Annotated in this window: 14 protein-coding genes; 4 read left to right on the top strand and 10 right to left on the bottom strand. The window is 38.5% G+C overall.

What is annotated here, in order from left to right; all coding sequences use genetic code 11:
* Nucleotides 1–123: 123 nt before the first annotated feature.
* The 4 genes from pstB to MKL32_RS02505 all read right to left on the bottom strand — a co-directional run bounded on the left by pstB (nt 124) and on the right by MKL32_RS02505 (nt 4,956).
* On the bottom strand, nt 124–1,038 hold the full coding sequence (gene pstB / locus MKL32_RS02490; RefSeq protein ID WP_004912527.1) for a phosphate ABC transporter ATP-binding protein PstB: 915 nt from the start codon (nt 1,036–1,038) through the stop codon (nt 124–126).
* A 14-nt stretch (nt 1,039–1,052) separates the two neighbouring features.
* Nucleotides 1,053–2,447 (bottom strand): phosphate ABC transporter permease PstA, encoded by a 1,395-nt coding sequence (gene pstA / locus MKL32_RS02495; protein ID WP_005402278.1) that lies wholly within the window; start codon nt 2,445–2,447, stop codon nt 1,053–1,055.
* A complete protein-coding gene (pstC, locus tag MKL32_RS02500; RefSeq protein WP_004912533.1) occupies nt 2,444–3,823 on the bottom strand; it encodes a phosphate ABC transporter permease subunit PstC in 1,380 nt (459 codons plus the stop codon). Before pstC ends, pstA begins: the two co-directional genes overlap by 4 nt.
* A 101-nt stretch (nt 3,824–3,924) precedes the next feature.
* Nucleotides 3,925–4,956 (bottom strand): substrate-binding domain-containing protein, encoded by a 1,032-nt coding sequence (locus tag MKL32_RS02505; RefSeq protein ID WP_004912535.1) that lies wholly within the window; start codon nt 4,954–4,956, stop codon nt 3,925–3,927.
* A gap of 567 nt (nt 4,957–5,523) precedes the next feature.
* On the opposite strand from MKL32_RS02505, the gene MKL32_RS02510 reads away from it, so the two are divergent.
* Nucleotides 5,524–6,576 (top strand): aromatic ring-hydroxylating oxygenase subunit alpha, encoded by a 1,053-nt coding sequence (locus MKL32_RS02510; RefSeq protein WP_270900131.1) that lies wholly within the window; start codon nt 5,524–5,526, stop codon nt 6,574–6,576.
* Nucleotides 6,577–6,657: 81 nt separating this feature from the next.
* On the opposite strand, the gene MKL32_RS02515 is transcribed toward MKL32_RS02510, so the two are convergent.
* Nucleotides 6,658–8,190, bottom strand: a complete 1,533-nt coding sequence (locus tag MKL32_RS02515) for a pyridoxal phosphate-dependent decarboxylase family protein (protein ID WP_005402276.1) — start codon at nt 8,188–8,190, stop codon at nt 6,658–6,660.
* A 3-nt stretch (nt 8,191–8,193) separates the two neighbouring features.
* On the bottom strand, nt 8,194–9,564 hold the full coding sequence (locus MKL32_RS02520; protein ID WP_004755817.1) for a diaminobutyrate--2-oxoglutarate transaminase: 1,371 nt from the start codon (nt 9,562–9,564) through the stop codon (nt 8,194–8,196).
* Nucleotides 9,565–10,030: 466 nt separating this feature from the next.
* Here MKL32_RS02520 and MKL32_RS02525 point away from each other — a divergent pair, with 466 nt between their 5' ends.
* Nucleotides 10,031–10,732: an SIMPL domain-containing protein gene (locus tag MKL32_RS02525; protein ID WP_004956273.1), complete on the top strand. Its 702-nt coding sequence runs from the start codon at nt 10,031–10,033 to the stop codon at nt 10,730–10,732.
* Between the two features lie 47 nt (nt 10,733–10,779).
* Here the strand turns inward: MKL32_RS02525 and MKL32_RS02530 are convergent, their stop codons facing one another.
* Nucleotides 10,780–11,412 carry a TetR/AcrR family transcriptional regulator gene (locus MKL32_RS02530; RefSeq protein ID WP_125299669.1) on the bottom strand — a complete coding sequence of 211 codons (633 nt, stop codon included), beginning with the start codon at nt 11,410–11,412 and terminating at the stop codon, nt 10,780–10,782.
* Between the two features lie 115 nt (nt 11,413–11,527).
* Between MKL32_RS02530 and MKL32_RS02535 the strand changes: the two genes are divergently transcribed.
* The gene (locus MKL32_RS02535; RefSeq protein ID WP_004912553.1) at nt 11,528–11,992 is read left to right on the top strand and encodes a hotdog fold domain-containing protein; all 465 of its coding nucleotides are present in this window, start codon (nt 11,528–11,530) and stop codon (nt 11,990–11,992) included.
* A 47-nt stretch (nt 11,993–12,039) separates the two neighbouring features.
* Here MKL32_RS02535 and MKL32_RS02540 read toward each other — a convergent pair whose 3' ends face one another.
* Nucleotides 12,040–13,134 carry a fatty acid desaturase family protein gene (locus tag MKL32_RS02540; RefSeq protein ID WP_004956266.1) on the bottom strand — a complete coding sequence of 365 codons (1,095 nt, stop codon included), beginning with the start codon at nt 13,132–13,134 and terminating at the stop codon, nt 12,040–12,042.
* A gap of 14 nt (nt 13,135–13,148) precedes the next feature.
* Nucleotides 13,149–14,216, bottom strand: coding sequence for a ferredoxin reductase (locus MKL32_RS02545; RefSeq protein WP_112986982.1), 1,068 nt, complete (start codon nt 14,214–14,216; stop codon nt 13,149–13,151).
* 138 nt (nt 14,217–14,354) lie between these two features.
* Between MKL32_RS02545 and fabR the strand changes: the two genes are divergently transcribed.
* Nucleotides 14,355–15,050 (top strand): HTH-type transcriptional repressor FabR, encoded by a 696-nt coding sequence (gene fabR, locus MKL32_RS02550; RefSeq protein ID WP_004912559.1) that lies wholly within the window; start codon nt 14,355–14,357, stop codon nt 15,048–15,050.
* A gap of 10 nt (nt 15,051–15,060) precedes the next feature.
* Here fabR and MKL32_RS02555 read toward each other — a convergent pair whose 3' ends face one another.
* Nucleotides 15,061–16,194, bottom strand: coding sequence for a TIGR00341 family protein (locus MKL32_RS02555; protein WP_270900132.1), 1,134 nt, complete (start codon nt 16,192–16,194; stop codon nt 15,061–15,063).
* Nucleotides 16,195–16,432 lie beyond the last annotated feature (238 nt).

Here is a 16,432-nt window from a genome sequence, read left to right on the forward strand (position 1 = left end):
TTTAAGGTCACTCTTTGTGCCTGATAAAAAATGGCGAAAACAAGAAGAACCTCAATTGAGGTTCTTCTTGTGATATTTGTGGGACAGCAGTGCCCGAAGGCTCTTCTTTTCACTGTAAAAATATCAACCGAAACGACCTGTAATATATGCTTCAGTTAATTGATGATCTGGCTGAGTAAATATTTTCTCAGTTGAGTTCACTTCGATCAAATCACCTAAATGGAAGTAAGCAGTACGATCAGATACACGAGCTGCTTGTTGCATTGAGTGCGTTACAATGGCAATCGTATATTGCTCAGAAAGTTCAGAAATTAATTCTTCAATCTTCGCAGTTGCAATTGGATCAAGTGCTGAACACGGCTCATCCATTAAGATCACTTCAGGGCTTACTGCGATTGTACGTGCAATACATAAGCGTTGTTGCTGACCACCTGACAAACCTGTTCCTGGCTGACTCAAACGATCTTTCACTTCTTCCCACAGACCAGCTTTACGTAAACTGTTTTCAACGATTTCTTCCAAATCGTATTTATCACGAGCTAAGCCATGTAGCTTAGGACCATAAGCTACGTTATCGAAAATTGATTTAGGAAATGGATTCGGTTTTTGGAATACCATACCAACTTGCGCACGTAGTAGAACCACATCAAGATTTGGATCATAAATATCTTGATTATCTAGAGTGACTTTACCTGTTACGCGACAAGTATCAATCGTATCATTCATGCGATTCAAAGTACGCAAGAAAGTCGATTTACCACACCCTGATGGACCAATAAAAGCAATCACTTCATTTTGATAGATATCAAGATCAATACCTTTAATCGCTTCAGTTTCACCATAGTAAACATGAACATCTTTGGTCATGATTTTTACTTCATTGCTTTTAGGCTTTTTATTTGATGAAGCCGTTTCAAACTGAGAAACAAAAGCAGTATTAGATTGCTGAACTTGTGCTTCAGATGAATTCGATTCTGTTTGCTGTGGATTCACTGACTTATCCTTTTCTAATGCGTTCATAATTTCAATCGTATTCATTGTACTCTCCTCAATTACCAACGCACTTCAAATTTCTTACGTAGCCAAATAGCAAGGCTGTTTAAACCAATCATCAATGCTAGAAGCACAATAATCGCTGCTGCTGTACGTCCTTCAAAGAAGTTACGTAGTTCATTACCTTGCCACAAATATACTTGTACAGGCAATGCTGTTGCTTGATCAAGTGGTGATGTCGGAACACTTGCAACGAAGGCACTCATACCAATCAGGAGTAATGGCGCTGTTTCACCCAATGCGTGTGCTACACCAATAATCGAACCTGTCATAATGCCAGGAAGCGCGAGTGGCAATACATGATGGAAGACTGTTTGTACTTTCGATGCACCTAAACCTAATGCAGCTTGACGGATAGATGGTGGTACTGCCTTCAATGATGCACGTGTGGTAATGATTACAGTTGGTAATGTCATTAGACTTAAAACCAAACCACCCACTAACGGAGCTGAAAGTGGCAGTTGCATCCATCCGATAAAGATAGCAGCACCTAACAAACCAAACACAATCGAAGGAACAGCAGCCAAGTTATTAATATTTACTTCGATGATGTCTGTCATCATATTTTTCGGCGCAAATTCTTCCAAGTAAATGGCACTTGCAACCCCAATTGGAATAGAGATCACGATCACGATGAGCATCATGAACAATGAACCCATGAATGCACCAGCCAAACCACTGATTGCAGGAGAACTACGAGAGTCAGGGCTAACAAATAAGTTGGTATTAAACGTACTTTCAATGATCCCTTTTGCTTCTAACTGATCAGCGAGTTGACGTACTTCTGGATCAAGTTGTTGCTGATCATCAGGCAATGAACGATCAATATTTCCAGATAACCATACATCGACATTGGCATCTGCCAAGAATTTAAGTTCTTGCTTAGTGCCAATTAATGCTGGATTTGCAAGAACCATATCACGTAAACGGTATGCTTCAGAGCTAGTATACATACCAGTCAAATAATCACGTTGCGACTCAAGTGCTGGGTCTTTAGCAACAATACCATTTACGATCAATGCATCCCAATCCACCATACCCATTTCAGTTTGCCAAGCAACAAAGCGCTCTTCAAAATGAGCTGGCGACTCACCCGCAGTTGGTTTTGGTTTCGGTCCTGCATTAATGATCGTAGGATCAAAATAAACAGGAACAGTCATACTACTCTGCCAGAAAGCTGGTAAGCCTCTCGCTAAAATACTTCCGAATAGTAAAGCCACAAATGCCAAACCAATCACGACTGCAGAGAAACCACCCAGACGGAACATTTTTTCTTTGCGATGACGTTTTGCCAACGAGCTTTGGATAACTTTTTTGCGCTGTTCACGTTGTTCAGCAGCCACTTGAGGATCAAACGCATTTGGATCCAAAGGAGATGTCTTTGATGAACTCATTCGTATTGCTCACGATATTTGCGCACGATATACAGTGCAATAATGTTTAGACCCAAAGTAATCACAAACAACGTTAAACCTAGGGCAAATGCAACCAAAGCTTGTGGACTTGCGAAATCTGTATCACCAGTTAACTGTTTTACAATTGTTACAGTCACTGTTGAAACAGCTTCTAATGGGTTTGCATGCAGTAATGGGCTATTCCCTGCTGCGAGTACCACAATCATGGTCTCACCAACAGCACGAGAAACAGCAAGTAAAAATGCGCCTGTAATACCAGGAAGTGCAGCAGGTAAAACAACTTGTCTAATCGTTTCAGATTTTGTAGCACCCAAACCTAAAGAACCATCACGGAGTGAACGTGGAACTTGAGTAATGATGTCATCTGATAATGATGATACGAATGGGATAATCATAATTCCCATAACAAAGCCAGCAGTCAAAGCACTTGTCGCATTGATATTAATACCAACACTTTCACCTACCATTTTGAAGAATGGTCCGATGACCATAAGTGCAAATACACCGTAAACAATAGTAGGAATACCTGCTAATACTTCAATAATTGGTTTTGCCCAAGCACGTAGCTTTGGAGATGCATATTCTGCCAAGTAAATTGCAATCATTAAGCCAATCGGAACCGCAACAAGTAATGCGATACCACTGACCATTAATGTCCCCCAAAGTAATGGCAAAATTCCATAACTGCCTTCAGCATTTCCTGTTGTGCTGAAACCTGGGTTCCATTCTGTACCGAAGAAGAAATCAGTAGGACTGACAAATTTAAAGAAATGTAATGCTTCTGTCAGCATCGAAAGAACGATACCAATAGTTGTTAAAATCGCAACACCAGAACATAGAATCAAGGCAACGTTAATTGTTTTTTCAACCTGATTTCGTGCACGATATTGCTCACTAACTTTACGCTTTGCCCAAACTAAACCAGCTAACGCAACACTGATAACAACAGCTAACTTAGCAAAAGTCCCAATCGTTTGAAATTTTGCTAATTGTTGTGCAGCAGCAACTTCATAAGCCGCAGCTTGATCCGTGACACCAAAACCTGAAGCAATGGCTTGAACACGATCAATTAATACATCACGCCCTGCTTCATCTAAAGTTGCACTGACGGATGCTGGGATATTATTAAAAATAATATGTTGTAAAACACTCGGTTCAACCAAGTTCCAAATTATCAAAATTAAAAAAGCAGGAATACCACACCACAAGGCAACCAAAGCCCCGTAATACACAGGACGAGAATGTAGTGCTACTGAGTTATTCCCCTTACCTGCTAGGTTACGGCTTTTGCTCAGCCCGATTTGATATGCGATTGCCACAAGGGCTAATAACACACCGATAAGTAGCAGATTCATGTAATCTCCACTGTTTTCTCAATTTTCATCATTTGAAAAAACTTAGCTAGACAAAAAGGCCGATGAACCTAAGTCTCACCAGCCTCCGTTATTAAGTAAACTTATTTAACTGTTTTACCAGCTTTAAAATCAGCAAGGATTTTTGCACGTTCTTTGTCATTCAATGCGATCAAACCAGCTTTTTCTAACTTAGAGCCTTTACCAGATACTTTCTTGTTTAAGAAGTATTCTACGTATTGTGGTAAACCTTTGATTGACTTCAAGTGTTCGCCTTTCACATAGAAGAACAATGGGCGAGAAACTGGGTACTGACCACTTAAAATTGTCTTCTCAGAAGGAACAACGTTGTTTACAGTTGCAACACGTAACTTGTCACGGTTCAAGTCATAGAAGCCAAGACCAAATACACCTACAGCGCTTGGTGAAGTCTTTAAGCGAGCAAGAGTTTCTGTATAGTCACCAGCGATTTCGATTACGCGACCATCTTTACGGAATGTAGAGCACGCTTTTTTCTGAGCTTCTTTGTCTAAGTTTTTGAAGTAATCATAAGCTTCACAACCTGCTTCAACCATTTTCTCTTGGAATACTTCACGAGTACCGTGGTTAGATGCAGGAATAACTAAAGTAATCGGCTCATTTGGTAAAGATTTATCAATTTGGTTCCAAGTTGTATATGGGTTTGGAACTAATTTACCATTTGAAGGTAATTGAGCAGATAATGCTGTGAATACGTGATAAGGTTTTAATTTATACGCAGCTTTTTTTACATTTGATGCAAATACGATACCGTCATAACCAATTTTGATTTCTTGGATTTGGTTTACGCCAGCTTTTTTACATGCAGCGATTTCAGTATCTTTGATAGCACGTGAAGAGTTCGCGATATCAATTGTGTTGTCGCCAACACCTTGACAGAATTGTTTCAAACCACCTGAAGAACCGCCTGAACCAACAACTGGTGCTTTGAATTGTGGGAAAGTATTACCAAATTCTTCTGCAACAATACTTGCATAAGGTAATACAGTTGATGAACCAGCAATTTGAATCGTATCACGAGCTGCGTTAGCAGTTCCTGCTACAGTTGCCCCAGATACAGCTAATGCAAGTGCGATATAACGTGGATTTAAGCGCATTCTGTCTTCTCTCATTTATACAATTTGATTTACAACTCTTTTAACTTCAAGTGTTGTACTTTGGTTAACTGCATTTTGATCAGATAATATGACAAATAGGTTACAACTTTGTGACGCTTTGATGATAATTGATGTGATGTGTGATAATTAATTAAATATTTATCAATATCAATTATATAAACGAATAATTTTATTGTTAAAAAATTGCTATTTTCAGCAGAGCTGCAATATTTCATTGAATTATTACACCCTCTGCTCGATTTTTAAAGGAAATATGCATCCATTAATTGAAAAAATATTGCGACTAAGATTTAAAGCATTTTTCCCACTCTAAAATAGTATGACAATTTTATTAATTCAAATATGGTCTAAAAACCAAACAATTCCAACATTTTTGAATTTAAAAGTATGTTTTTAGATTTCTTTAAACTCATCGAATGATCAAAAAATAGTACATTTAAATAAAGACTGTGTTCTAAAAAAATCAACAATCTATTCAGTTTATTGAAATTTCTTAGAACGGTGTATTGATCTATATTCATTTTAAATGAATAGAAAACTGAGATCATGAATACCAAAGCCATTGCGACATTTAACCCAGATTTACCGATCCATATGACCTTTCCTGAGCATGACTGGCACTTGCTTTCCCAACACTGGTATCCGATTGCCTTAGCACGTGATATTACAGAACAGCCAACTGCTACAATGCTATTGGATATGCCATTAGTAATTTATAAAATAGCCGATCAAGTTATTGTTGCAAAGGATGCTTGTCCTCACCGTGGTGTTCCTCTAAGTCTAGGGCGTAATGATGGTCTTGGAGTAGTTTGTCGCTATCATGGTTTACGTTTTGGCGAAGATGGAAAATGCAATCGAATTCCTACGTACCCACAGCATAAAATATCTGATCGCTTCCATTTAAAAACATATGCTGCTGCTGAAAAATATGGGTTGATCTGGTGTTGCTTAACCGCTCCATTAAATGAAAAACCCAATATTCCACATATGCCCTATTGGGATGATTCAAATTTTCAACAACTGGTTTGTCCATTTGTAGATTTAAATTGTTTTGCTGGTCGTCAGCTAGAAGGCTTCATTGATGTGGCTCATTTTGCTTGGGTACATCCTGATACTTTTGGTGATCCTGACAATGTTGAAGTTCCTGATTACATAACAACCGAGACCAATTATGGTTTTGATGCAGACTATCTCAGCAGTGTTGGTCGTTATCCAATTGGGATTGACCAACGTGGCAAAGAAGGTTTTCAATGGCTAAGACATTTCGAAATCAGTCTTCCTTTCACTGCAACTCTAACAATCCATTTTCCTCACAATAGTAAGCAAGTAATTATGAATGCAGCGAGTCCTGTATCTGCTCGTCAAACGCGCTTATTTGCTCCAATCTGTCGGAATTATGATAAAGATCTCCCTGTTGAAGATGCTTGTAAATTTAACTTAGCGATATTTGAAGAAGACAGACTAATTGTCGAGACGCAAAAACCTGAATATCTTCCATTAGATCTCTCTATGGAAGCTCATTTTCCAGCCGATCGCAGTTCAAGCATGTATCGAAAACTATTGCGAAAAATGGGATTCAGTCCAATTTTTGCAGCTTAATATTACTTTATATAAATTTTTAAATAAAAAAGAGGTCTTTCAAAGACCTCTTTTTTATTGGCATATCAAATTAAATTGCAATTAATCGATCGCAGGAACATAAGTACCAGCAACGATTGCATCTTTAATACGATCAGCTTCTGCAAGCACAAGCGCAAGAAGATTTTGAACGTTTTCAAGTGTTGCAACTGGACTTAAAGTTGTCATTTTCAATGATTGAACCTGACCAACTTTAGTCACACCAATATTCGCCTCACCACGTGCAAATAATTCATCTGCAACGTTTTGGTTCAAACTATCAATAAACTCAGTTGGATAACCTTCTGGAACAACACGGAACAGAACAGAAGCAAATTGTGGTTCAACCAACAATTCTAGACCTGCGGTTGCTTTGATGTAGTCTGCAACTTCACGTGTTAATTTCACACCGTGGTCGATCATTGAACCATAAAGCTCTTCACCTAATGCTTCAACTGTCATCCACAATTTTAATGCATCAAAACGACGAGTCGTTTGCAATGATTTAGACACAAGGTTAGGTACACCATGCTCTTCATCATAAGCAGAGTTTAAATACTCAGCTTCATAATGCATAAAGCGATAGTTAGCCTCGTCTTTCAACAAGAAAGCGCCACAACTAATGCTTTGGAAATAATGCTTATGGAAATCAAGTGTGATTGAGTCTGACAATTCAATTCCATCAAGCATTGCACGATGATCATTAGAAAGAATCAGCGCACCACCCCAAGCAGCATCAATATGCATCCAAGAACCAAATTTATTGGTAATTTCACGGATTTTCTTGAGTGGATCGATTGCACCAGCATCTGTCGTCCCCGCTGTAGCAACAACACAAGCAACGATTTTGCCTTCAGACTGAAGATGTGCCATGGTTTTTTCGAGTGCATCGACATCCATTTGCGCATTTTCATTGACAGGAACAGTCACGACCGACTGGAAGCCCATCCCCATCATTGCCATGTTCTTTTGCACAGAGAAGTGTGCATTTTCAGAACAAATGACTTTGACGTTTTTCATTGCTTCTGCAGGAATACCATCACGCTGAACAGACCATGGATTACCATTTTCATCTTTCCAGTTTTTTGAGATACACCAGTCACGTGCAAGCAATACACCCATCAAGTTAGACTGTGTTCCACCTGAAGTGAATACACCTGCTTGACCTGCGCCATAGCCCACTTTTTGGCGTAACCAATCAATAAGCTGAACTTCCATCAATGAACCCGCTGGGCTTTGATCCCATGAATCCATAGATTGGTTCGTTGCATTGATTAACACTTCCGCAATTTGGCTCATCACCATCGTTGGGCAATGCAAATGTGCAAGTGAGTGTGGATGATGTACTTTTAAACTTTTGTTGAGGAAAAGCTCAACCATACGTTGTAATGATTGTTGTACACCTAAACCTTCTTTTGATGGATTAAAAGAAATTGCTGCACGCAAATCTTTAATACTTCCACCTGTGTACATTTTATCATTTTGCAACCATGCTGAAACGGCTTTAACCGCTTCGCCCATTGCTGACTGATAGTCAGCAATGGATTGTGCATCATTGCAGAGTAACGCTTTACGATGTTCTGCAAAATCAACCATGGATTAGCCTCGTACTGCTTTTAAAGCTTCTGCAATCGCTTTTTTGAAGCGTGCAACTACTTCAACACATTCGTCTTGATTGATGATAAGTGGGCAAAGTAAACGAATTACAGTACCGTTACGACCACCTTTCTCAAGTAAAAGTTTATTGTTGAAACAAGCGGTTTGAATTGCCGCAGCTAATTGTGCATCAGCAGGAAGTGAACCCATATGGTCAGCTGGTTTACGCTCATCAACGATTTCAACGCCGATCATCAAACCACGACCACGGACATTACCGATACATGGGAATTCTTGAGCTAACTTTTTGAATTCAGCTTGTAAGAAATCACCACGCTCTTGCGCATTTTGAGCTAGGTTTTGTTCAGAAATAGTTTTTAGAACCATTAAACCTGTACCCATTGCCAACTGGTTGCCACGGAAAGTACCCGTGTGACCTGCTGGCTGCCAAGCATCAAACTTACGCTTAATACCAAGCACGGCTAATGGTAAACCACCGCCTACAGCTTTTGACATCACCACAACATCAGGCTCGATACCTGCATGTTCAAAGGCAAACATTTTACCTGAACGTGCAAAACCAGCTTGAACTTCGTCCAAAATTAAAACGATGTTGTGCTTTTCAGTCACTTCACGAATTTTTTGTAACCACTTAACAGGTGCAGTTACGACACCGCCTTCACCTTGAATTGCTTCAAGAATCACAGCAGCAGGTTTCGTTACACCACTTTCAACATCTTCGATGAAATTTTCAAAGAAGTAAGTCAAAGCATCAACACCCGCTTCACCACCTAAACCAAGTGGGCAACGATATTCATGTGGATATGGCATAAACTGAACGCCAGGCATAAGACCATTCACGGCATTTTTAGCACTCAAGTTACCTGTCATCGACAGTGAACCATGAGTCATACCGTGGTATCCACCTGAAAAACTGATCACAGAACTACGACCAGTATATGTTTTAGCAAGTTTAATCGCCGCTTCTGTAGCATCTGCACCAGATGGTCCACAGAACTGTAAGCAATATTCTTCTTTACCGCCTGGCAAGTAAGCCAAAAGTGCTTCAGTAAAAGCATCTTTTAAAGGAGTCGTTAAGTCTAAAGTATGCAAAGGCAAACCACTTGCCAATGTATCTTGAATACTTTGAATCACCGCAGGATGATTATGACCTAAAGCCAATGTTCCTGCCCCAGCTAAACAGTCGAGGTATTGAGTACCCTCAACATCTGTAACCCAGCAGCCCTGTGCTTTCGCTATCGCTAACGGTAATTTACGTGGATAACTACGAACATTTGATTCCATCTGACTTTGGCGAGTCAAATAATATTCGTTGGATGCATTAGCGGCAGGGTTTACGGAAGTAACGCTCATATCGAATTACCATCTCTGATATGGGTAAAAGAAATAAGTCTGGTGACTTGCGGTCGTTTGACTCGGTGCTTTTTAGAATCTAGTGCAGACAAAATGTTTTATATCTTTCAACTAGGTGCGAGATGATACCTAATTTTGAAATAAAATAAACTCTTTTTATGCCTGACATTCATCTAATATTATTGAAAAAATGTTTCTTTCAATTAACTATGATGAATTATCATCATACTATGTGACAAGCGAAAGAAAGTATGCTTTTTTTATCTACATATAAATTTTTAGATAAATGGTCAAAACCATCATCATAACTATTTATTATTTAAATATTTTTATTTTATTTTCTTATTGCAAAACATCTCAAATTTATTACAAAGACACCACAAAATCTGCAGAAGTTCAACATCAGTTCTTTTTAATATGAAAGTTGTAAAAATAATTTGTTAATCGTCACTTTAAGGAAAAATTTATGCGTACTTTAGCACTCGCTTCGATGATGTTAGGTGCAGCTCTCAGTTCAAGCGCATTTGCCCAAGATTCCAACCAATTAAACTATAATATCGTCAATATCCAAGCTGATGCATCACGCCAAGTTGCCAATGATCAAATGCAGGCAGTTCTGTACATCGAAAAGAGTCATAAGCAACCTGCAGAACTCTCAAATCAAATCAATCAACTGATGAATCAAGCTCAAGCTCTTTCTCGGAAATATCCACAAGTCAAAGTTGAAACAGGTGCTCAAAGCACTTATCCTGTTTATGACAATGACAACAATAAATTAAAAGAATGGCGTGCTCGTGCAGAAATCCAGTTAGAAAGTAAGGACTTCAAGGCGGCAAGTCAGCTAATCAGTGAACTACAACAAAATTTTCAAACTCAATCTATTAACTTTACCGTATCTGATGAGCAACGAAAGAAAGTTGAAAATGAGTTAATGATTGAGGCTTCTAAAAACTTCCAACAGCGTGCTCAATCAATCACGCAAGCGTGGAACAAAGCACAATATAATCTTGTCAGTTTAAATTTAAATACCAGCAATTACTTCCCTCAACCCATGATGCGTGGTGGCGTTGCAAAATTTGCAATGGCAGAAGCTGCTCCTGCTCAAGATATGGCTGCGGGTGAGTCAAAAATTATCGTAAATGCTAATGGTTCGATTCAATTCAAATAATTTGAATGGGCATAAATACAAGAAAAGGCATGTAATATGCCTTTTCTTCACTCTATCTCAGCTAAATTTTGTAAAGAATCCCATGCAGCTTTAGCCAACAATTCTCGATAAATTTTCGGATTCGTATCAACCTTTTCAAACAACCAAGCACGGCAATAGTTTTCTGTTGCACCAATCACTAAAGACATCATTAACTCTGCTGGAGCTGATTTCAATAAAGATGCTTCAGAATACTGTGAAATGTAGTTGCGTAGCGTTTTATTTCTGAGCTTATTCTTTTCAATTAGAACCGAACGGTGTTCACCTTTCATTACACTGTAATGTGCAAGTAATAAAAATTTAGCGAACTCTGGCTGATCAGCAACCCAATCAACATAACTATAAATCAAGCTATAGATCAGTTCTTTTAAAGATTGCGTCTGCTCTAAGTATTGATCTCTTAATCTTGATTGATCATCTAAAGCTGCAAACACTAAAGCGGCAATTACACCCTCTTTATTTTTGAAATGATGATAGATCCCTCCTACACTGCTTTCTGAACGTTCTCTAATCATCTCAATGCTAGTGGCATCTAATCCAAACTCTAAAAAACACGATAACGCATCAAATAATATTTGACGCTTTAACAAAGATCTTCGTTGAGGATACAACCTTTCTAATAATTGTTGAGCCGTTTGCATATTCAATTTGAGTTCACCGATTGTCGGAACTATTGTGAATGACTTGACCACAACTTGTAAACAGAATTATATTCTGTAAAAGAATTAAATTCTGTTTTTATCAAGGTAATTTAACATGGCTTCAACTCTAGAATTGTGGAACAAAGCTTCTGCTTTACCCGCAGGCAAATGGACATTTACACGCATGCTTTGCCTAAAAGCACCATATTTCAGTAGTATTTCTCCGCTATTTGAAGAACTAAAGCCGAATTCGTGCAAAATTTCGATTAAGAAAAAACGTTCAGTGCTCAACCATATAGGGACTGTACACGCGATCGCGATGTGTAATATGGCTGAACTTGCTGGAGGAACAATGACAGAAGTTACCGTTCCTGCAACACATCGTTGGATTCCTAAAGGAATGACTGTTGAATATTTGAAAAAAGCAGAAACTGATTTGATCGCAATTGCCTCACCTGTTGAACAAAATTATGATTGGGATAAAGCAGGTGAATATCTTGTCAATGTCGATGTTTTCGACAAAGCAAATGAAAAAGTTTTCCACGCAAAAATTACAATGTGGATTTCTAAAAAGAAATAAAAAAGCCCCGATATAAAAACATATCGGGGCTTTTTTTGAATCAGGGATTACTTTTTAAAAGGTAATGCATATTTGAAGATACGTCCCACAACTTCGCCAAATTGCTTTACAAAGCTTGCGTTGTTGTAATTCAAACCATATTTTTTACATACCGCTTCAACTTTAGGTGCGATTTCACGGTAACGGCGTGCTGGAATATCAGGAAATAAGTGGTGCTCAATTTGATGACTCAAATGACCCGTCAAAATATGAAAAGCCTCCGATCCTGTTAAATTCGAAGAACCGCGAATTTGTCGCATATACCAATGACCACGGCTTTCATTTTGTAGAACTGCTTTAGGGAAAACTTCAGCATCTTTAGTAAAATGTCCGCAGAAAATAATACTAAATGTCCAGATATTACGAAGACCATTGGCAACAAGATTACCCGTGAACACAGGAATCGCCGATGGACCAGCAATCAATGGAAAAAACACATAATCTTTAAACAGTTGCTTCGCGATTTTCTTTTGCACAGGTTTCCATTCCTGCTTAAACTCGTCCATAGTCTTACGCTTGTAGACAACTTTACCTAATTCAAGATTTTGAATTGCAACACCCCATTGGAACAATAGGCTAAATGGCACGATATAAATTGGTTGAATTAAAGTAAATTTAGTCCAACGTTGTTCTGGAAATAAACGAAATACCCCATAACCCACATCATCATCCATTCCCTTAACATTGGTATAAGTATGATGCTTATAATTATGAGTTTGACGCCAGTTATCCGATGTCCCGACTGTATCCCACTCGTAGGTTTGACCATTAAATTTTGGATCATTCATCCAGTCATATTGCCCATGCATCACATTATGACCCAATTCCATATTTTCCATGATTTTGGCATAGCCCAATAAGCCAGTACCTAATAACCAAGCTGGTGGAAACCATCCTGCAAAGAGTAATGCACGACCTAAGAAACTACTATATCGAATAGACGCATAAACTCGACGAATATACTTCGCGTCTTTCTCGCCTAAATCATTTAGTACTTCTTGTTTGATTTGATCTAATTCACGGGCAAAAGCATCTAACTCAGCAGCAGTTAAATCTCGGTTTTTTGGATTTTTAAAATATTGAACTTTAACAGGCATGTTCATAATCTTTATCTCTCTTATAGATCAATTACAAGATCTGATTGAGCTGAATTCACACAAATTTTTAATAACTGAGTCGGTTCTTGATTTGCAGCACCATTCAGCAAGTTCTTTGTCGCACCTTGGGCTTTAGTACAGGCACATTTGTTGCAAATTCCCATACGACAACCATGATTTGGCTTGATGCCTTGCTGTTCTAAGCTCGATAAAATGGACTGACCTTTAGGAATGGCGACTGTTTTATTGGACTTAGTCAACGTGACATTAATGAAGCCAATATCTGTTTGCTCAGCACTAAATTGACTTAAGCTAAAAGCCTCAGTCTGTACGACGGCAGCCTCAACAAATAAAGATTCTGCTGTTGAAGCAAATCCTGAGGGACCACATGCGTAAACGGTAATTTCATTTAACGCCCCCAAAGTTTCTACATGATTTTGGTTTAGGCGTTGATCTTGTTCTTGGGTATAGAATATTTGATAACTGAAATTTGGAAAGTTTTCTGCGATCTCTTTTAAATAATCTGTGTATGCAGCGTCCTGATGAGTTTTGACCCAGTACATAAGTTGTACAGGTGTTTTGTTCAATTGCTTGGTCTGACTCAAACTTTCGATCAAGCTCAACATCGGTGTAATACCACTGCCCGCAGCGAGTAAAAGTAACTTTGGTGTCTGAATACTCTGTTGCATATCACCATATGGTTGTCCCAAACGAAGGATATCTCCAACTTGGCTTTTTTCGACCAACCATGAACTGACCAAACCTTGATCAACTTTTTTGACTGTTAAGCACAGATGATCAGCATCTAACTGCATCAGACTATATGTCCGTTCGTAATGACGACCTGCAATTTCAACCGTTACAGGATGGTGTTGCCCTGCGAGTCCACGTGCTACATGACGATTACATTCTAAAATAAGGCTAACTGTATCTTTTGCTACAACTTGTTTTTTTACGACACGTGCTAGGGACTGATTGATTGACCATAAAGGGTTAACTTTTTGCAACCAAAAATCAGCATCGTGATGTGCTATTACACTTTGAACCAATGAATTAAATAATGAAGTTCTCTTTTGGAGTGCTTGCATGATCGGGAACTCTGATCGTTTTTTAATTATTATGCATATGTATATATATTTGTATATACACTCGTATAAAAATTTACATTTCACAAGTCTTTGTACAACAGCTATAATCCTGACTAGCTCACTTATATTTTGAAAACAATGGTTCATTCTTCTTTTTTACCGCTTGGCAATGACACAGTAAATGAACAAGATGTCATCCAAATGAAATCTCAAGTACGTTCGGTTGGTAGAAAAGCAACGATTACGCGTGAGGAATTGTTCCAAGCCACCTTAAATTTGATCGGTCCTCAAAAAAGTATCGCCTCTCTTAGTCTGCGTGAGATAGCCCGTGAAGCAGGGATTGCACCAAATAGCTTTTATCGTCATTTCAAAGACATTGATGAACTTGCGATTGCATTGATAGACCGCTCTGGTTTGGTATTGCGCCGTATCATTCGTGAAGCTCGACTGCAAGCCTCTAAACAACAAAGTATTATTCGCAGTTCTGTTGAAGTCTTTATCCAGCAATTGGATGCAGATGAAGGCAACTTAAGTTTGTTGTTGCGTGAAGGCTATACAGGTTCAACATCGTACAAAGCTGCTGTTGATCGCCAACTCAATTTTTTCCAACAAGAACTCCAAGAAGATCTAATCCGCTTAGAACAAATGAATAATGGCAAAATTAGTCATGCTGATATTGCCGCGAAAGCGATTACACAACTCGTATTTAATATGGGTGCAAAAGTTATTGAGATACCTGCTGAACAGCGCACCGAAGTTGCTGAACAAACCATGATTATGATTCGTATGATCTTGGAAGGTGCACGTCATTTAGATGAATCAAGTATTCGATAATACTTGTTCATCACTGCACGACAAGCCGCTTCGCCTCATCGGGTGAAATCTCAGTATTAAAGCGAATTTGCTCTTCAATAATTTCTACAGGAATAAATCGAACCTGCACGACAGTCGGATTACTTCGATCATCTGCTGGCATCATCTGATTCAGTTGCTCGATTTGACTGAGCGTAGGTACCGTATCCCCTCGCACCACAACTCGGATTAAGGTGTATTGCTTTTGCTGCTCGAACTGAATAGTGTCGATAATATTATTTTTTTGATTTAGTAATTGCTCAATCGCAGTTTTAGATTTAGTTTCATACATTTGTTTTTGCAACATATGTATGAAATTAGCAGATAAATAAATTGCGAGTATCAAAAGGAAAATTAAGCTGATTGCATTTCTTTTGATAAATTCCAAAACATTACTTTGTACTTGTTCATTTGAACCACGTCTGAAACCTGCAATCCACAACACGAGTGAAGAACTAATCTGAATAGCAACCATATTGGTTAAAGCCAATAAAAATGCATTTGCTGAATGACGTAATTCCGCATGGGCTAACAATATGCCACTTGCCACTAATGGTGGAACCAATGCAGTAGCCACAGCAACACCAACCACCGCTACAGACAATCTTGGTGAAATTGAAGCAAACGCCCCTGCTGCACCGCCTGCTAAGGCAATCATCAAGTCAATTACTGTCGGCTGAGTTCGAGATAAAATTTCACTAGTTAAAGGCATATTGAAGTTAATCAAACCCAATACGACACCAATACTAAAAATCATCACCACGCCCAGTGCTAGGGTTTTCAGAGCGGTTTGTAATAGAATCCACCGATTATCAATAAATGCTAGTGCAATACCTGAAATGGGCCCCAACATCATTGCAACCAGCATTGCTCCTATTACAACTGCGGCTGAGTCTGCCAGCAATCCATAACCAGCAATCACTGCAGCTAAAGCATTCATAATAAAATACGTTTTGGTTGGCAAAGCATCTGCCTGAATATTTAGTCGTACATGCTTATGATCAATTTTCCTAGAATTTTCTCTTAAGGCTTGTTTATATCTAAGCTTTTCCTTTAAACGTTCTATATGAGCCTGTTCAGGATGATCATTAATGACGATTGTGGGTTTATCTTTTTCATTTTCCATTGTTTTTATACTCATTTCATAAACAGAAGTTTCAGGCAAAGTCCTAATTTACTTTTTGGTTGATTATTTAAATCATGCTTAGTTCAACCTTACTCTAACACCATGTAATTACAATAGAAAAAATATTTAAACTCACCATAATTTACAAAAGGGTTAAGAATTAAAACACTCCTTCTGCATAGCGCGGGTTAAGCTGAAACTTGAAATAGATCATTCGTTTAATTCATCAAATTTCACA

It is taken from the genome of Acinetobacter sp. AOR34_HL (assembly GCF_027854795.1).
GTDB lineage: Bacteria > Pseudomonadota > Gammaproteobacteria > Pseudomonadales > Moraxellaceae > Acinetobacter > Acinetobacter junii.